Genomic DNA, 17761 nt, shown 5'->3' with positions numbered 1-17761 from the left:
TGAAGGCTAGACTAGGCGATGCAGACGAAGATAGAACTAACGTTCATCAAGCCAAGTCAACGCAGTATAGGATTGATTATCGAAGAGGATTAGTCTCTACTAAAGCCAGTCGCACCCGTTCTTGCGATATTCTTAATGCCGTAAGGCTGAATCACGCGCAGGAGGGCGTCAATCTTATCTCCGTCACCTGTCATTTGGATGGTAATAGAGTGAGGTGCCACATCGACAACATTTGCTCTAAAGGGTTGGATAATCGCTAAAATTTCTGCTCGTTTTGTTGGCGGAGCTGAAATTTTGACAAGAATCACCTCACGCTCTAAGTGGGGTATGTCCGTTAAGTCACGTACTCGAACCACATCAATCAAGCGGTTCAGCTGTTTGATGATTTGTTCGACCTCATCGTGACTAGCCACGTCTACAATCACCGTCACACGTGAGATGCCATCTACTTCTGTTGGGCCGACGGAGATGGACTCAATATTGATTTGGCGACGAGATAGGACACCTGTAAAACGATTCAGAACACCAGATGAATTTCGCAATTTAGCTGTTAACATTCTACGCATTGAACTTCACCCCCAACATTTCTGCATTGCTCTTACCTGCTGGCACCATCGGTTGAACATGTTCACGATTAGAAATATGAACCTCTATGAGCATTGGTTTATCTTCTAAGATAACTTTCATGTCTTCACTTAGAGTCGCTGGATTGTCAAAACTATAATGACTAATTCCATAAGCCTCCGCCAACAATTGGAAATTCGGTTCATCGTCAAATACAGATTGGCTACGACGCTTTTCATAGAAGGATTCCTGCCATTGACGAACCATGCCAAGAGAGTGGTTATTAATCAATACGACCTTAATCGGTACACCATAGCCATTCAAAATAGCCAATTCTTGGTTGGTCATTTGGAAGCCGCCATCACCAACAAAGATGATTACTTCTTTATCTGGATTGGCTAATTTGGCGCCGATAGCCGCAGGAATACCAAAGCCCATGGTCCCCATGCCACCAGATGTTACAAGTTGACGTGCATGTTTGTAGGGGTAGAATTGGGCAGCCCACATTTGATGCTGACCAACATCTGTCACGACAATGGCATCCCCTTGCGTCAACTGACCAATTAATTCAATTGCCGCCTGTGGCTTAATAACCTTTTCATCTTCATCATACCAAAATGGCGCCCGACGTTTGTTTTCCAATACTTGTGCCGTCCAATCAGCATAGCCTGTTTCGACTGTTTCTAAAGCAAGCAGAGCTTTCAAGGTTGCCTTAGCATCGCCCACTACTGGAATAGCCGTTTTGACAACTTTACCAATTTCTGCGGGGTCAATATCAATATGTGCTACCGTCGCATTTGGCGCATAGGTTGTTGGATTTCCTGTTAGGCGGTCATCGAATCGCGCTCCAATATTAATAATGTAATCAGCCTGATCCATAGCCATATTGGCAGCGTATGAACCGTGCATCCCCCCCATAGCCAAGGATAATTCATGCTCAATGGGCATTGCACCTAATCCAAGGAGGGTTGAAACTACTGGAATACGGTAGCGCTCTGCAAAGGCAACTAATTCTTTATTGGCATCTGCATAATTGACACCACCACCAGCCAATATAACTGGTTTTTGAGCTTGGCTAAGCTGTTTCAAAATTTTCTTAACCTGCAAACCATTTGGTTCAATCGTTGGCTGATAACTTGGTAGGTGTAGAGTTGGGTCATGATAAAAATCAACAACTCTTTCTTGGATGTCTTTTGGAACATCAATAACAACGGGACCCGGTCTCCCCGTTGTTGCAATATGGAGAGCTTCTGTGATGACTCTAGGAATATCTGCCGTATCCCGAATTTGGTAATTGTACTTGGTAATCGGCATTGTCATCCCTAGGACATCAGCTTCCTGAAAAGCATCTTTACCGATACCACGTGTTGCGACTTGACCAGTAAAAACTAAAAGAGGAACACTATCGCCCATTGCGTCCGCAATTCCAGTAATGGCATTGGTAGCTCCTGGCCCAGAGGTTACAATGGCTACGCCCACCTTTCCTGATGATTTAGCGTATCCTTCGGCCTCGTGGACCGCTCCTTGTTCATGACGAGCCAAAATATGCTGGATTCCCTCATATTGATAGATAGCATCATATAGAGGCAAAACTGCCCCACCAGGATAACCAAAAACAAGGTCTACTCCTAGCTGATGCAGGGTGTCCAAAATGAGATAGGACCCCGAACGCGGTTGGTCTAGTTGAATTTCTTGCACGAATATTCCTCCTCTCTGCAAATTTGTTATCTACTATAATATCACAAGGAAGTAGAATGTCAAGGAATTTTCTGAAAATTCCTACATTTGTTCGTTTTCTTAACTATTTCCTAACATTTTCTTAAGCAAAACTTAAGCAACCCCCTTGACTGGCTTGGTTTCAGCTTGATTTTAGAAAACTTCAGTATAGTAGTCCCAACAAGAAAAATAAATGAGGTTTAGGATATGTATTATGTAGTGATACCGGCTTACCAGCCAGATGAAAAATTAATCCAACTATTAGAAATAATGAAAAACAGGCTAAATTGTCAGGTCATCGTTGTGGATGATGGTAGTACTGGCGCATCCAAAAATATTCTTGAAATCGCCAAAACCTATGCAATTGTTCTACACCATGATGTCAACAAAGGAAAAGGCCAAGCCTTGCGAACAGCCTTTAGTTTCATCCAAGATTTGAGAAAACCAGGTGTTATCGTAACTGCTGACGCAGATGGTCAACACGCTGTAAATGATATTGACCGTGTCGCACGCGCCGCCATGAATCTACCAAGCCGCCTCATCCTTGGCGTCCGTCAATTTACTAAGGACATCCCGCTCCGTAGCCGATTTGGTAACAAACTAACCAGAGTATTGTTTAGATTGCAAACTGGTGTCAATGTCTCCGATACACAAACCGGATTACGTGGTTTCCATACTGACTTAATTCCATTCATGTTAGATATTGAAGGCGACCGCTATGAGTACGAGATGAACATGTTAACTCAGGCAAGTCAACGCTATAAAATTACGGAAGTCCCAATCCAAACCATTTATATCGATGATAATGCCAGTTCGCATTTTCGTCCCATAAAAGATGGACTGCTCATTTACAAAAATCTCTTCAAATTTGCCCTGGCATCTTTTGGTGGATTTCTAGTTGACTACGGAGTATATGCACTTGCCTTATTGCTACTCACTAGCTTACCAACTGCTGTACGCTTATTGGTCGCAAACACGATTGCTCGCATTTGTAGCGCTACCTGTAATTTTGCACTTAATAAGAAATTAGTCTTTAAAAATAAAGAAAGCGTCACTCGTACTGGAGCCGGCTACTTTACTTTAGCCCTTATCCTCTTCCTTTGTGACACTGCGCTTCTTTATCTCTTCCACCAAATTCTAGGACTCAACCTCTACATAGTCAAACTAGCAGTTGGTCTCTTCCTATTCCTAGCTTCATGGTTTGTTCAAAAAAATATCATTTTTAAAGAAAGGAAATCATTTTCCCATGAAATTGCTTAAAAAACCCTTTGCCTACGCCTCGATTTTCGGAATGCTCTTAACCAGTGGATTTACCTACTCTATGTTGAAAACCTTTGTCATCTCAGAGGCCATCTCAACAGTAGCTGCAAGCAATACCACAGCAAGTAGCCAAGATACAACTACCTCATCTTCATCAACAGCTGCCACCACCGCAACAAACGTATCCACAACAGATACCAGCTATACGGATGACAATATCCAAATTAACTTGGAAACCATCACAACCAACAATACAACTGTCTATGTAGCGGATATCCAAGTTAGCTCGCCAGAGTATTTAAAAACAGCCTTGGCTCAAAACACTTATGGTACAAACGTAACTGCCAAAACCTCAGAAACAGCTGCTGCCAATAATGCCATTCTAGCGGTTAACGGTGACTACTATGGCGCCAACTCAACTGGTTATGTTATTAAAAACGGCGTTCTCTACCGTGATACTGTTCGCGACAATGCATCTTATGGTGACTTGGCTATCTACGCAGACGGCTCATTTGAAATTATTTATGAAAATGAGATTACTGCCCAAGAATTGATTGACAAGGGCGTTGTCAACCTCTTAGCCTTCGGACCATCATTGGTAGAAAACGGTGAAATTGTCGTAGATACTTCTACTGAAGTCGGTCGAGCTATGTCATCTAACCCACGCTCTGCTATCGGTATCATTGACGAAAACCACTACATTATCGTCGTCGCCGATGGACGTACATCAGAAAGTGAGGGACTCTCACTCTATCAAATGGCCGAAGTCATGAAACAGTATGGCGTGCAAACAGCCTATAACCTTGACGGTGGGGGGTCATCTACGCTTTACTTCAACGGTCAAGTTATTAACAATCCAACAACAAACGGAAATACTATCTCAGAAAGGGCGGTGAGTGACATTGTCTACATCGGTTACTAATTCAACTACAAGAGTTTCAAGAACATTTATATCCTACTTAGCAATAACAGCTTTCCTGTTTATTTTCAGTCGAATCTATGAAAGTCTCAGCTATGGCGAAGTCTCTGTCTTTATGCATTATATGTTCTGTGTACCATTAATAGGCGGAGCTGTGCTACTCGGTCTGCTACAACTTATACCTACTCTTTCACGTCTCTCCTATAATTTGTGGAATTCTGGCGTTGCAACTATTACAGCTGGTTGCCTTCTCCGTGGTATCATTAACCTGTCTGGTCGTTCCACAACCTTGGACCAACCCTATTGGTTTGTCGGTGCAGGTTTCCTAGTCCTATCGTTAGTCGGTCTTTTCATCAATCCATCCGCAAACAATCGCCGAAAAACAACCACTTAATCTACAAATAAATTATAAGGGCACTTAAAATTCTTAGGTGCCTTTTACTGTAGAATGAATTGTTGAAAAATTCGGAAATTTCCAATTATTTATCAAATCTTTTATCGTTTCTTTCATATCTATGATATAATGGGTAAAATAAGATAGGGAGAAGAAAATTATGACCGATACAAACAAACTTAAAGACTTTCGACATCGCAGTTCTGTCTACGATTCGATGGTCAAATCACCTAACCGTGCCATGTTACGAGCAACAGGCATGACCGACGATAGTTTTGAAAAACCGATTGTTGGGGTTATTTCGACATGGGCTGAAAATACACCTTGTAACATGCACCTTCATGACTTTGGAAAATTAGCCAAAGAAGGGGTAAAAGATGCAGGTGCCTGGCCTGTTCAATATGGTACCATCACCGTTGCAGACGGAATCGCCATGGGAACTCCTGGTATGCGCTTCTCCTTGACTTCACGTGATATCATTGCTGATTCTATCGAGGCAGCTATGGGAGGGCATAACGTGGATGCCTTTGTCGCAATCGGTGGCTGTGATAAAAACATGCCTGGCTCTATGATTGCTATCGCCAATATGGACATTCCTGCCGTGTTTGCCTACGGTGGAACTATCGCACCAGGTAACCTCAATGGTAAAGATATTGACCTCGTTTCTGTCTTCGAAGGAATCGGAAAATGGAACAATGGCGACTTAACTGCTGAAGAAGTTCGTCAGATTGAGTGTAATGCCTGTCCTGGACCTGGTGGTTGTGGTGGTATGTACACTGCCAATACCATGGCTACTGCCATTGAGGTAATGGGTATGTCCATTCCTGGCTCTTCTTCTCACCCTGCTGAATCTCCTGAGAAGAAGGCTGATATCGAAGAAGCTGGTCGTGCTGTTGTACGCATGCTAGAACTTGGCATCAAACCATCTGACATTATGACGCGTGAAGCCTTTGAAGATGCTATCACTGTAACCATGGCACTCGGTGGCTCAACCAACGCTACGCTCCATCTTCTAGCCATCGCCCATGCTGCTAATGTTGAATTAACACTGGAAGACTTCAACGATTTCCAAGAGCGCGTACCTCACTTGGCAGACCTAAAACCATCTGGTAAATATGTTTTCCAAGACCTCTATAATGTCGGCGGTGTCCCTGCGGTTATGAAATACTTGCTCAAAAACGGCTTCCTTCATGGCGACCGCATCACATGTACAGGTAAAACCGTTGCTGAAAACCTAGAGAATTTTGCAGACTTGACTCCAGGTCAAGATGTCATCATGCCACTCGAAAATCCAAAACGTGCAGATGGCCCACTCATCATCCTCAAAGGTAACCTTGCTCCTGAAGGTGCCGTTGCCAAGGTTTCTGGTGTGAAAGTCCGCAACCATACAGGTCCAGCCAAGGTCTTTGATTCTGAAGAAGAAGCAATCGAAGCCGTCTTGACCGATGAAATCGTAGATGGCGATGTAGTCGTTGTCCGCTATGTTGGACCAAAAGGCGGTCCTGGTATGCCTGAAATGCTATCCCTTTCTTCTATGATTGTCGGAAAAGGCCAAGGTGACAAGGTTGCCCTTCTAACAGACGGTCGTTTCTCTGGTGGTACCTATGGACTGGTTGTTGGACACATCGCACCTGAAGCTCAGGATGGTGGACCAATTGCCTACCTCCGTACAGGTGATTTGGTGACGGTTGACCAAGATACCAAAGAAATCACCATGCATGTTTCTGACCAAGAAATCGAAGAACGCAAGAAAACTACTGTTATCCCACCACTCTACTCTCGTGGTGTTCTCGGTAAATATGCCCATACCGTATCATCTGCCTCTAAAGGAGCCGTTACCGACTTCTGGAGACCAGAACGTACAGGGAAAAAATAAGGAACTCAACGACCCTGTCCTCGCGGCAGGGTTTTCCAAAAGGAGAAAAATGAAACTAAACGTCGAACTATCCCGCTTTCGAGTCAAAGAAGGGAAATCAGCTCAAGTTGATGAATGGATGACCTTCCTTAATGACCATTTGGAAGATACCCTGCTCACCCTAGAAGGCGAGAAAATGTATGTCGAAACCATCTTCCGTGAAGTGCTGGACGGTCGCGAATACCTCTACTGGTACTCTGTCCAAGCCGAAGGAGGGATTGAAGTCGAAGATTCAGAATCCTATATCGACAAAAAACATTTAGAATACTGGGAAGAATGCACCGACCCGAGCTATGGCATGGTAGATTTATCTCCTCAGGTTGTCATGATTCCTAAGCCTGTTTATGAAACTCTGGAAGAATTAGACAGACAATACAACGACACATATAAAAACTGAGTTGCAAACTCTTGCAACTCAGTTTCTTTTTATTTCGGACTGATACCAAGCGTAATACGTCCAAGACGGCTGATGCGGGTCATCTTCCAAGCAGGAGACCAGACAATCTCTACCTGTGCATCGTTTATACCATCAATCGTTTTCAAGGCTGCAACTAATTCTCCTGGCATGGTATCTGCACAGGAACAACCTGCATCTGTAAAGGTCATGACAACCTTGCAAAAACCAGCTTCATCTAAATGAATCTCATAAATCAAACCCAAATTGTAGATGTCTAGTTCAATTTCAGGATCGTAAATGGATTCCAAAACCTCTATCAACTGTTCTGATACAGTTAACGCTCGTTCATTAATCTGAATATCTTCTCTCATTTATCCAAACACTCCTAAAACATTTATAAAAAGTATTGTATCATAATTATTTGAAATATACTTGTCTTATCAGATGTTTTCATCTAGTTTTCAAAGTGTACGAACCTCTGAATTCTCACCTTGACCAATAGAAAAGATATACTTATGACCTTGAGTCAAGCTATGATAGAAGCCATGACCAGCATAAATCTGAAATACTTGCATTGTATCACTAGACTCATCTTTATAGATATGTTGATAATAAGGATTATCCGCAAAAACTGTCTTTAGATAGTCGTTCTCCACAGGTCTGGCAGTCCCTTCTACACGCACTACCTGGATAAGGTACCCTTCCTCAGAAATAGCCGTCATCGCAACTCTTTGATCCCCCATCAATTGATCATAGAAATGCGTTTCTGGGCTTGTCATAAAGAAAATCCCTTCTTCGTTTGCTGCAGTGATATGAGCATGACGAGCATGTGGATTTCCATACTCATCCAGAGTTGCAAAAACTCCAACCTTCATATCTTCCAAAATATGCATAATATCTTTTAGTTCCATGGTATCACCCCTTGAAAACACCTATTTTCTAAAGTATATCAAAAACAAGCGAAAATGTTAAGTGGGATATTGATAGAAATGGTGAAAGTGTTTCATGAACAACTCCCTACTGACAGAACCATTAAAGAAGGTAACTATGTTTGCCTCATTTTCAACCTTCAAAGGTTCCTCAACCCTTTTGATTTCCAATTGGTATGGATTTGACTCTGAACCGATTATGACATCAATCAAAATCCGTTGTAACTATAAAAACTACCTAATTATAAAAAAGCGACTCTTGAGTGCTTTGAAACGTTGATATATCGCTGATAATTAACGTTTTGAGAAATATACACCGATATTTTATGCAATCTTATCCGTAACTATGTAGGAATATACAGAATAATTGCTTATAAACCTGTATAAATATTGACTAAAATGGATAACTCTCCATATCAGTTGAACCAATTTGAACCAAAATACTTAATGATTGATAGCTAAAATTGAATGATTTAGAAGAGCTGATTGGCTCTTCTTTTTTGTCTATTCTCTTGGGATAATAGCTATATTTATCCAGGAGGAAACTTATGCGTTACGGTTATATCAGAGTCTCTACAAAGGAGCAACACATTGACAGACAAATGACAGCAATTTTGCAAGAAGAGATTGCCACAAGCAATATTTTTATTGATAAAGCTTCTGGCAAAGATTTCGATAGAAGGAATTATAAGCGATTGTTAAGAAAACTTCGAACTGGTGATGAACTTGTCATAAAATCCATTGACAGACTAGGAAGAAATTACGATGAAATCATAGAACAATGGAGATTATTGGTCAAAAAGAAACAAGTCGATATCTCTGTGCTAGATTTTCCACTCCTAAATACTCGAAACGGAATCGAAAATGTCACAGGAAAACTAATCTCAGACCTTGTTCTCCAAATTCTTTCCTATGTATCACAGATTGAACGGGAGCAAATTCAACAAAGACAAAAAGAAGGAATCGCGGAGGCTATGAAAAAAGGGGTGAGGTTTGGAAGACCGAAATTAGAGAAACCTTTTCTGTTTGACGACATCGCTCAAGCCTATCAAAGTGGAGAAATAAGTGTTCGAGAGGGAGCAAAAGTATTAAATGTTCCAAAGAGCACCTTTCATAATTGGCTAAAAGATGAAAATTATTGTCCAAAAGAGTAGGAGTTTTTAGACATCAGCTGTATCTGTTATTTCTAACTCAGATGACTTCAAGAAATATCTAAAAAACATTATAAGAGTAAGCTTTTCTGTCAACAAGTATATTTTACCAAAACCGTCCCAAATAGTCTGCTTTTTGGGACAAGTCAAGTCTATTTCTGTTTAAATTATCTAGGAGGGTCATGATATGACTAAGAATTTCACAACCAAGGCCGCAAAGGTCTTAACAATTGCCACTCTTTCTGCGGGAACACTCATTGGAGCAATCGCATTAGATACTACTACCGTTTCAGCTTCATCTGTATCACAAATTTCGGGAGATGAAACAAAAGGCAAAATTCAAGCTGTCACTAATCTATTTCCGACATTCGAGTCTGCTCAAGCATTCGTAAACGGTCAAATGTCTCAAATTTTGTACGGTAAAGCTTCACATCGTGCAGTTGTGATTCCTGAAAATTCTTCTTACATCGTTGAAGTCACAATCAATTATAATGCATTGACCTCAAAAGATGAAGCAATCGCATTAGCTAATCAAGTTGTTGCAGCTGCAGATTCTGCAATCGGTGGAGCTGCACCTGTGACTCCAACTGAACCAGTTACACCGACTGAACCAGTAGTTCCAGAAGAACCAACTACTCCAACTGAGCCTGAAACACCTGTAACTTCGGTTGAACCTACTATTCCAACTGAGCCTGAAACGCCTGTGACTCCAGTAGAGCCAACTACTCCGACTGAGCCTGAAACACCTGTAACTCCGGTTGAGCCAACTGCACCGACTGAACCAGAAACACCTGTAACTCCGGTTGAACCAACTACACCGACTGAACCAGAAACACCTGTGACTCCAGTAGAGCCAACTACACCGACTGAACCAGTAGTTCCAGAAGAACCAACTACTCCAACTGAGCCAGAAACACCTGTAACTCCGGTTGAACCAACTACTCCAACTGAGCCAGAAGCACCAGTAACTCCAGTTGAACCTACTGCTCCGACCGAGCCTGAAACTCCTGTAACCCCTACAGAACCTACGACTCCAACTGAGCCTGAAACTCCTGTAACCCCTACAGAACCTACGACTCCTACTGAGCCAGAAACACCAGTAACTCCGGTTGAACCTACTACCCCTATTGAAGTTTCGAAAAACCAAAAATCTTCTACGACAAAAGAAGAAATCAAAAAAGTTATCCCTGATAATTCAACAGAAGCAATCAAGAAAGATGTTAAAACATTGCCAAATACAGGCGATGCAGGTAGCGTACTGAGTATTATTGGTAACGGTTTGCTTTCACTGGGTGGATATGTAGCCCTAAAACGAAAATAGAGTTAAAAGGATTTGTATAAAATTATTAAAATTGAACCAGACAAAATATATGTCTGAAAGGAGACAGATCAATAATTTACTGCTATTCCAAAAATAAATTTTGGTTTTGAGCCTCGACTTGGGGACTATGTAGAGTTTTATAAAAATGGAACTGAGTATATTGTATCTCAAGTAGATAATTTATCAAACTTTACCGGAAACCATACATCTGGAGTTCAAAGCAATAAATCAAAAATGACTGCCGGTCTATTAGCGCTATTTCTAGGTGCTTTTGGAGTATACCATTTTTATATCGGCGATACAAAACAAGGAATTACCCGTATTATTACTTTGCTCGCATTAATTCCCTTCATTACCCCAGCTATTGTTCTTATTAACCTTGTTTGGAATTTGATAATTGGTATTCAAGTACTTACATCTTCAACTGGAAGCAAATGGCATAAAACTTATATCCACAAGTACCTAAAAACTGTCTCACACTTCTCACATATTTGAGAAGTGTTTTTGCGAAAGGATAACACGATGAACTTTACAAACTACCTCTATAAACAGATTGGAAGCCGTATCAAGCAGTTAAGGAAGAGCCACAAATTCTCTATTAAAAAAGACTTTTTACAAAAATTAGATGAAGAAAATCCAAATAAGCAAAAATTAAATGGAGAGCAAATAATAAGCTCTAGTGCATTTTCTAATTTAGAAAACGGAAATACCAAAACATCTAAATATCTTATGTCTATAGGAACATATCGTATATTAAAAGAATATTTTGATTTAGAAACTGAATATTTTATTTTTGGTACAGAGCAGGAACAATTAGATGTTATCAAATTTTTTCTTCTTCTACTTCTAACGAACAGATTTCCTGCTAATATCGGTAAGCCATTTAATCCCTTCTCAGTAGATTTAACTACTGATATATTCTTCAGTAGTGAAGACAATCAAAAACTATTTGAAGAAAGTTTCCAGCCATTAAAAGATCTTAATAGAAATGCTGGTAAACTATTCTCCCAACTAATTGCTTCAGATAGCAATTTACAGGAGAACTATTTTAGTGTCTTGTTTAGAAGATATAAAACAAACTATGATACTTTTCGTGCCAATATAGAATTGTTAATGTATCAAAATTTCCCATTCCCTTTAGAACTATTCGATTGGAAGAACAGTCGGTCGTACTATCATATGTTTACAACCGCTTTTAACCATTTTGTGGATACCCATAGATATATCTTGTTAGAGTTTTTCAAGAACCACATTATTCAAATAGCAATTCAATCGGAAGACAATGATAAAAATCCATTACGAGCTATCAACAACGACTACCTTGTTAATTTATTTTCTGGGGAAGCATTTTATCAATTACTGAATACCTTTGATAAAACACTTCCCTATGGAGAGCTCACTAACAGGTTAAATCAATCAGAAGTAAATAATAGGGAGAGGGACTGCCTGACTAGTCATTACTATACCGAAAGACAATACTTGGAAGACCAAAATAAACTGGAGGCTTTTTACAAGGAGCATAAAGATGAATCGATTATAGAATCTCAACTTCTATCACTGAATATTTTCAAATATCTTGCGGGAATTGATACCCTCCTATTAGAAGAACTAGACGAATCATTCTAAATAGCCTGCGGGCTATTTTTTTTTACAATAAATTATAATTTGAAAAATATAAAATAATAAATTTTAAACGGATATTCATTATTGACTTACTACTATATAAAATAATCTTATAAACGGTTGGCCAATACGTTTTAAGAAATATAGAAAGATAGCTTTTCCTAGGTAGGCTGAAAGAGGTAATATATGACTTTTAAATTCAAAACCAAATCAGGTTACTCAAATCAACTTTTTATTGATATATTCGGTAACGTTCAAACTGCGATTGCTCTATCGCCTCAAGCAGAAATACGTATGAAATATATCGATAATGCTCCGACTAACGATATTGATTCCTATCGATACTGGTTCGTTATCGAAGGTCAACAACCGTTTGAAGTTAAATTCTCAAATCCACAAAATATTGAGCAGTTCGACGAGATTGAGTTTGAGAACCCTGAAGCCTGCAATGTCAGGGGAAATATCTATTTTCGTGCCAACTCTGCCAATGTCATTAAGAAAGGAGGCAAGTAGCCTATGGCTTTCTCGTTTAGTATTCATTCTGCTGAACGGGAATTTGTAGATACTGAGTATCTAACTCAGTGCGTGGAGATAGGACTAGGAAATAGTTCTATTTCCGCAACTACAAATTCCTTTCAATTTATCTATGGCGATAACTATTTGGATTTCATTCCTCGGTTTCCCTGTGCCTATATATTAGACAATCATTTATACCAGCATATTTTCCAAATCCTATCTACAAGTGCTTACCCTATGTTGACATTTCTCAAACAACCATCTGCTTATATCGTTAAGCGTGATAGCCAAACTATTAACACCAGTCGTGCCTTCCGTTTCCCATTCTTCAAAGGAATACCCGAAAGACTTATCTATCAAAAGCTATCTGACATCCGAGTACAAAATGAACGTTTTGAACTGATGAAGAATTATCAAATTGATTTTAATCGTATTGTTCATTGTCTGATTGCTGGTTCGTCTGGATCTGGCAAAAGCTACGCATTGACCTATCTCATATCTGCTATCCAGCAATTTGCTCATGTAATAGTTGTAGACCCTAAATGCGACTCTATCACTCGTTATTGCTTAAAACATAAGCTATCTGTCCTCTATCAAGAAAGAGATTTTTCAGCAGATGAGTTTGTTTCGAAAGTCAACGGATTACTTAAAACAGAACTAGACACAATCTATCAGAGACAGGCAGAGCTTCTTGAGAACCCTTCAAAAAAATTTCAACATCGTTGCCTTATTATCGACGAACTACTAGCTCTAACCTCCCTAACTTCAAAAAATGTTAAAGATACCTTTTTTGCACTTCTGTCCAATATCGCACTACTAGGACGAGCAACTTCCATCCACCTCATCTTAGTTAGTCAGCGTATGGATACTAATGCGTTACCGATTGCCGTGAGAGAGCAATGCAATCTTCTAATTCAGTTAGGGCTCATCAACCGCAAAACAACAACATTCTTGTTTCCAGACTTAGAGTCAGAAACAGGCTTGGTCATTCCGAATGGAAAAGGTACAGGAATTGTTCAAGTCATTGATGGGATAACAGCGCCAAATGTTATGCCTCTTCTCATACCAACTACAACGGAGGAAATGATATGAAAAATTTGAATCAAAAAATTATCCAATATACTACAACCATTACAGATACGCTATATTACCTTCTACCTTTAGAATTATTCTTAGGCCTTCTGTGGAGCTTTTCATGGGGAAGTATATGGATTATTGACCGAGTACACTCTGTGTTTTCTTGGGGGCCCTCAATGAACATTAGAAACGTTTTTCAGACAGGTCATTCTGTACTATCTCAAATAATAATCATTGTGTTCAGTATCTATCTGCTTGCTCATTTTACATTGTTACTTATCTGGATTAAAGAAGATAAGATTTTGAATTTTTTCCGTACAGTAAGTCAATTGCGAAAGATACGGAAACAAATGCAGAATCAAACTAGTAATGAAATGTCAAGAGAGTACGAGTCTATTATTTGCTCTATCCGATGCTTCATAACTGATAAATATATCTGTATCATTATACCATCAGCAAAGTCCTCAGAAGTTGACACAATTTTACAAGATAAAGTAGCTTTTTTATACAACTACCTGAACAAGAAGTACCGTAAACTATATGTGTTCTCTGTTCCAGACGATTCTTCATTTGACATTGTTATACACGGAGAGAGAATTACAGATGACTAAAACTTCAACGGAGCTTGCCGAAAGGCAAGAGCTCCGATTGGTTATGGTTTCATCACCATTCTACAGTATAGTTATCTGACAAGGGCTTGTTATTTGTCAGATAAATTTTTGTTCCATTGTTCCAAGTTCTGAAAGGAGGATTTATTTGTGAAAGCGAGAAATGTGATGTTCACCCAACAGGTCAGCTATCTGACGAGTGGCAATTTAACAGACATCATCGAGGAAATAAGAGAGAAAATGAAACCAAAAAGGATTGCGGGTATCATTCACGACAAGGATTTAGATGAGAATGGACAATTTGTCAAACCACATATTCACATTGTATTGCAATTTGATTCTGCTAGAAGCTTAAACAATCTCGCAAAGCTACTCAACCAACCCGTACAGTGCCTAGAAGCTTGGCGAGGGAGTGTAAACAACGCTTACTCTTACTTAGTACATCATACACAATCTGCTTCTAACAAACACATCTACGACCCAAAAGAAGTTGTGGCAGACTTTGACTATATCGAACTACTGGAAAAAATCCGTCAAAATGTTACGAAACAGTCTAAAATCAACGATAGCGTCATCATCAACAATTTGTTGGACCTATTATATGAAGGGGCTATCAGCAAGAAAGAAATCGAACAGAAACTAAGTGGCTCGCAGTATGCCAAAGCAAAGGCTAAAATCGAAGCTGTATATTTGAAGCAGTTGGAAAATAGAGCTAGTGAGTGGCAGAAAGAAATGCGTGAAAAAAATGAGAAGTCTATTGTTATTTGGTTGTTTGGAAAAGCAGGAACAGGAAAGACACGGCTAGCTCGACACTATGCCAAGCAGTTCAATGAAATATATTTTATAACTGGCTCTATCCGAGACCCTTTTCAAAACTATCATCTCGAACCAGTTATCATACTAGATGAATTGCGACCCCATCAGTTTGATTATACAGACTTACTAAAACTTTTTGACCCTTACAACGAACAAGTGATGGCTAGTAGTCGCTATTTCGATAAGCCTATAATGGCTAATATCTTTGTCATCACAAGCCCATACTCCCCTTATGACTTTTTTCTAGAGTTGAGAAAAAGTCGCCACATCAACGCACAAGTGGATTCTTATCAACAATTAATGAGAAGATTAACGCTCGTTTTAGAGGTCTCTAAACAGTTTATAGAGATGTACAACTATGATAAACACTTGGGATTGTTTTTGAAAAATGGCAAACAGAAACTTCCAAACCCCTATTATCAAGAAGAGGCACAAAACCACAACGAAACGAACCAGTTTGAACTCTTTAAGGATTTAACCGAGAAAGGAATACAGGATGAAAAAATCTAGTATGTACACTTATCTACTAAATAGAGAAGAGGCTGCGGACTATTTAGGAATTGACCCGAAATCATTTGATAAATATTTCAGAGCCAATGACGCTCTTAAGCGATTTATGATAGGAAAACGTGAACGATTTACTCGTTCTGCTCTTATGGATTTTATATCAAAAAATCTAGTCTAATGATGTCCAAGATTGATAGTCAACCAAAAACCATATATAATAGCAGTGTATTCAATGGTAGGCTATCAATCTTTTAATTTTTAGAAAGGATTGATTACTCATGGCAAGCATCGTAAAGGTAGGTAAAAAATATAAGGCACAAATTTCACTTTATAAACATGGAACACATAAGAAACTTGTTAAAAACTTTAAAACCAAGGCAGAAGCTGAACTCTGGGCATTGGAAATGGAACTTGAAAAAGGGAAAGGGAAACAACTGGCACATCGCGAGATGTACTTCGCAGATTTCTTTTCCAACTGGCTCTATATCGTAAAGAAAAATGATATTAGAGAAACCACTTTTCAAAATTATACAAAAGCTCTAAGAATTATATAGGAATTATTTTCAGGAATAAAGCTGAAAGATTTGAATGATATTCTTGTACAACAGAAAATCGACAAGTATGCAGAAACTCATTCAAAGAAAACAACTCACGAATTGCTGTTAAAAATAAAAACTTCATTGCGTGATGCTTATGCTCGTGGCTATATCTCAACAGATTTTCTTTACTTAGTTAAGGCAAGGGGGCATATTCCCCAAAAACGAAACAAGTCTTTATCTGTCACCAATTTTCAAAAACTACGTACTTATCTTTTGAACAATCCAAAAGATGAGTTCCATATTCTCGTACTTTTAGCACTTGAAACAGGTATGCGTAGAGGAGAATTATTAGGCATTCGACCTGAACATCTGTTTGATTACGGAATCAAAGTCAGAGAATCTATTAGTCCAACCTCTAGTGATACTTCGTTAAAAACTGAAAATTCAAGACGAGAGGTCACAATCAATAAAGAAGTCTATGACTTACTCCTATCAGTTCCAGTAAAAGAAAATGGATATTTCTTCGACCCTGATGGATTTCATCAATCTCGAAAGTTAGCCAAGTTACTGGAAGAACTAGGAATCCCAAAAACCACATTTCACGGTCTTCGAGATACTCATGCTTCATTTTTATTCTCAAAGGACATTGACATCGTCTATGTTTCAAAAAGACTTGGTCATGTCAATATTCAAACTACACAGAACTATTATCTGGAGCTAATGCCTGAAAAAAGACACCAGCAAGATGCTGATGCCTTAAATTTATTAAATTCATTAAGCGAGTAAACATTTGAACCGATTTGAACCAAAAAGTCGGCACAAATGTTGTCCCCATAACGTTTGGATTAACGTTTTGAGAATTGTGAAGCTTTACGAGCTTTCTTAAGACCTGGTTGGAGCATTGTTTATTTCAACTAATTTCAAAAGCCTTTAGAATCAACGTTTTCACGAATTTTCAAAACCCAAAATTTCATCCAATTTCAACTAATTTCATCAAAATAAGGTAAATTTTCAAGTAAAATAAGCAAAATCGAACCAGAAAATACAAAAGTTTACCTTATCATGATTCTAGAAAATGAGAGCAGCTAGAAGTATTCACTTTTAATTTTCACACGTACCATGTATAATATGGTTAAAAAAATCGAGAGGTATGTCCAATGAATTTTCCATTGAAAAACAGTACCATGCAAGTTTGTAAAGAGGATTCGAGTGTAGAAACCATTATTCTCAAATCTGAGACAACTTTTGACTTTGACACAGAATTAAAAAGTGCTATGAACCAATACGATGAATTATTGAAAGAATTAGCGGATAAATGAAATACTCCCCTAAACGAATTTGACATATTCGCAGCCGATTCTTGAAATAATGTCTATAGTGAAAAAAAGTGGTTATCGACCTGATTGTTGATAACCGCTTTTTCTGTATTCTACTGTATTCTACTGTATTCTACTGTATTCTACTGTATTCTACTGTATTCTACTGTATTCTACTGTATTCTACTGTATT

General features: G+C 39.0%; 18 protein-coding genes and 1 pseudogene. 15 read left to right on the top strand and 4 right to left on the bottom strand.

Annotated features, from left to right (window positions below):
* Positions 1–89: 89 nt before the first annotated feature.
* A complete protein-coding gene (gene ilvN / locus P7J49_RS02355; protein ID WP_002942256.1) occupies positions 90–566 on the bottom strand; it encodes an acetolactate synthase small subunit in 477 nt (158 codons plus the stop codon).
* On the bottom strand, positions 559–2262 hold the full coding sequence (locus P7J49_RS02350) for an acetolactate synthase large subunit (RefSeq protein WP_024387508.1): 1704 nt from the start codon (positions 2260–2262) through the stop codon (positions 559–561). The genes ilvN and P7J49_RS02350 overlap by 8 nt, the downstream gene beginning before the upstream one ends.
* Before the next feature lie 225 nt (positions 2263–2487).
* Here P7J49_RS02350 and P7J49_RS02345 point away from each other — a divergent pair, with 225 nt between their 5' ends.
* The 5 genes from P7J49_RS02345 to P7J49_RS02325 all read left to right on the top strand — a co-directional run bounded on the left by P7J49_RS02345 (position 2488) and on the right by P7J49_RS02325 (position 7165).
* Positions 2488–3540, top strand: coding sequence for a glycosyltransferase (locus P7J49_RS02345; protein WP_408569180.1), 1053 nt, complete (start codon positions 2488–2490; stop codon positions 3538–3540).
* Positions 3527–4462, top strand: coding sequence for a phosphodiester glycosidase family protein (locus P7J49_RS02340; protein WP_408569178.1), 936 nt, complete (start codon positions 3527–3529; stop codon positions 4460–4462). Before P7J49_RS02345 ends, P7J49_RS02340 begins: the two co-directional genes overlap by 14 nt.
* Positions 4437–4853 (top strand): hypothetical protein, encoded by a 417-nt coding sequence (locus tag P7J49_RS02335; RefSeq protein ID WP_408569176.1) that lies wholly within the window; start codon positions 4437–4439, stop codon positions 4851–4853. The genes P7J49_RS02340 and P7J49_RS02335 overlap by 26 nt, the downstream gene beginning before the upstream one ends.
* Before the next feature lie 160 nt (positions 4854–5013).
* On the top strand, positions 5014–6729 hold the full coding sequence (ilvD, locus tag P7J49_RS02330; protein ID WP_024401284.1) for a dihydroxy-acid dehydratase: 1716 nt from the start codon (positions 5014–5016) through the stop codon (positions 6727–6729).
* A 49-nt stretch (positions 6730–6778) separates the two neighbouring features.
* Positions 6779–7165, top strand: a complete 387-nt coding sequence (locus tag P7J49_RS02325) for a DUF6176 family protein (RefSeq protein ID WP_029187368.1) — start codon at positions 6779–6781, stop codon at positions 7163–7165.
* A gap of 29 nt (positions 7166–7194) precedes the next feature.
* On the opposite strand, the gene P7J49_RS02320 is transcribed toward P7J49_RS02325, so the two are convergent.
* Positions 7195–7536 (bottom strand): metal-sulfur cluster assembly factor, encoded by a 342-nt coding sequence (locus P7J49_RS02320; RefSeq protein ID WP_029187367.1) that lies wholly within the window; start codon positions 7534–7536, stop codon positions 7195–7197.
* Positions 7537–7626: 90 nt separating this feature from the next.
* Positions 7627–8076, bottom strand: a complete 450-nt coding sequence (locus P7J49_RS02315) for a pyridoxamine 5'-phosphate oxidase family protein (protein WP_002942240.1) — start codon at positions 8074–8076, stop codon at positions 7627–7629.
* Positions 8077–8642: 566 nt separating this feature from the next.
* On the opposite strand from P7J49_RS02315, the gene P7J49_RS02310 reads away from it, so the two are divergent.
* The 10 genes and pseudogenes from P7J49_RS02310 to P7J49_RS02265 all read left to right on the top strand — a co-directional run bounded on the left by P7J49_RS02310 (position 8643) and on the right by P7J49_RS02265 (position 17571).
* Complete coding sequence (locus P7J49_RS02310) at positions 8643–9248, top strand: recombinase family protein (RefSeq protein ID WP_408569173.1); 606 nt, start codon at positions 8643–8645, stop codon at positions 9246–9248.
* Positions 9249–9432: 184 nt separating this feature from the next.
* Positions 9433–10566 (top strand): LPXTG cell wall anchor domain-containing protein, encoded by a 1134-nt coding sequence (locus P7J49_RS02305; protein WP_408569171.1) that lies wholly within the window; start codon positions 9433–9435, stop codon positions 10564–10566.
* Between the two features lie 234 nt (positions 10567–10800).
* On the top strand, positions 10801–11061 hold the full coding sequence (locus P7J49_RS02300; protein WP_408569170.1) for an NINE protein: 261 nt from the start codon (positions 10801–10803) through the stop codon (positions 11059–11061).
* A gap of 27 nt (positions 11062–11088) precedes the next feature.
* Positions 11089–12192 carry a helix-turn-helix domain-containing protein gene (locus P7J49_RS02295; protein ID WP_408569169.1) on the top strand — a complete coding sequence of 368 codons (1104 nt, stop codon included), beginning with the start codon at positions 11089–11091 and terminating at the stop codon, positions 12190–12192.
* Positions 12193–12375: 183 nt separating this feature from the next.
* On the top strand, positions 12376–12702 hold the full coding sequence (locus tag P7J49_RS02290) for a hypothetical protein (protein ID WP_172032371.1): 327 nt from the start codon (positions 12376–12378) through the stop codon (positions 12700–12702).
* A gap of 3 nt (positions 12703–12705) precedes the next feature.
* On the top strand, positions 12706–13797 hold the full coding sequence (locus P7J49_RS02285; protein ID WP_408569167.1) for a helicase HerA domain-containing protein: 1092 nt from the start codon (positions 12706–12708) through the stop codon (positions 13795–13797).
* Between the two features lie 743 nt (positions 13798–14540).
* Complete coding sequence (locus P7J49_RS02280; protein ID WP_332415086.1) at positions 14541–15716, top strand: Rep family protein; 1176 nt, start codon at positions 14541–14543, stop codon at positions 15714–15716.
* A 1-nt stretch (position 15717) separates the two neighbouring features.
* Positions 15718–15891 (top strand): helix-turn-helix domain-containing protein, encoded by a 174-nt coding sequence (locus P7J49_RS02275; protein WP_408569164.1) that lies wholly within the window; start codon positions 15718–15720, stop codon positions 15889–15891.
* A gap of 100 nt (positions 15892–15991) precedes the next feature.
* A pseudogene (locus tag P7J49_RS02270) lies at positions 15992–17038 on the top strand (tyrosine-type recombinase/integrase).
* A 371-nt stretch (positions 17039–17409) separates the two neighbouring features.
* Positions 17410–17571 (top strand): hypothetical protein, encoded by a 162-nt coding sequence (locus P7J49_RS02265; RefSeq protein ID WP_408569162.1) that lies wholly within the window; start codon positions 17410–17412, stop codon positions 17569–17571.
* Positions 17572–17761 lie beyond the last annotated feature (190 nt).

It is taken from the genome of Streptococcus suis (genome assembly GCF_046032515.1).
Lineage (GTDB): Bacteria > Bacillota > Bacilli > Lactobacillales > Streptococcaceae > Streptococcus > Streptococcus suis_AL.
The sequence above is the reverse complement of the archived record's forward strand: the minus strand, read 5'-3'. Positions and strand labels throughout refer to the sequence as shown.

Excerpts from the sequence above, each read along its gene's own strand:
- ilvN (WP_002942256.1), bottom strand. The coding sequence starts at position 566 with ATGCGTAGAATGTTAACAGCTAAATTGCGAAATTCATCTGGTGTTCTG.
- P7J49_RS02345 (WP_408569180.1), top strand. The coding sequence starts at position 2,488 with ATGTATTATGTAGTGATACCGGCTTACCAGCCAGATGAAAAATTAATC.
- P7J49_RS02340 (WP_408569178.1), top strand. The coding sequence starts at position 3,527 with ATGAAATTGCTTAAAAAACCCTTTGCCTACGCCTCGATTTTCGGAATG.
- ilvD (WP_024401284.1), top strand. The coding sequence starts at position 5,014 with ATGACCGATACAAACAAACTTAAAGACTTTCGACATCGCAGTTCTGTC.
- P7J49_RS02325 (WP_029187368.1), top strand. The coding sequence starts at position 6,779 with ATGAAACTAAACGTCGAACTATCCCGCTTTCGAGTCAAAGAAGGGAAA.
- P7J49_RS02320 (WP_029187367.1), bottom strand. The coding sequence starts at position 7,536 with ATGAGAGAAGATATTCAGATTAATGAACGAGCGTTAACTGTATCAGAA.
- P7J49_RS02315 (WP_002942240.1), bottom strand. The coding sequence starts at position 8,076 with ATGGAACTAAAAGATATTATGCATATTTTGGAAGATATGAAGGTTGGA.
- P7J49_RS02310 (WP_408569173.1), top strand. The coding sequence starts at position 8,643 with ATGCGTTACGGTTATATCAGAGTCTCTACAAAGGAGCAACACATTGAC.
- P7J49_RS02305 (WP_408569171.1), top strand. The coding sequence starts at position 9,433 with ATGACTAAGAATTTCACAACCAAGGCCGCAAAGGTCTTAACAATTGCC.
- P7J49_RS02300 (WP_408569170.1), top strand. The coding sequence starts at position 10,801 with ATGACTGCCGGTCTATTAGCGCTATTTCTAGGTGCTTTTGGAGTATAC.
- P7J49_RS02295 (WP_408569169.1), top strand. The coding sequence starts at position 11,089 with ATGAACTTTACAAACTACCTCTATAAACAGATTGGAAGCCGTATCAAG.
- P7J49_RS02290 (WP_172032371.1), top strand. The coding sequence starts at position 12,376 with ATGACTTTTAAATTCAAAACCAAATCAGGTTACTCAAATCAACTTTTT.
- P7J49_RS02285 (WP_408569167.1), top strand. The coding sequence starts at position 12,706 with ATGGCTTTCTCGTTTAGTATTCATTCTGCTGAACGGGAATTTGTAGAT.
- P7J49_RS02275 (WP_408569164.1), top strand. The coding sequence starts at position 15,718 with ATGTACACTTATCTACTAAATAGAGAAGAGGCTGCGGACTATTTAGGA.
- P7J49_RS02265 (WP_408569162.1), top strand. The coding sequence starts at position 17,410 with ATGAATTTTCCATTGAAAAACAGTACCATGCAAGTTTGTAAAGAGGAT.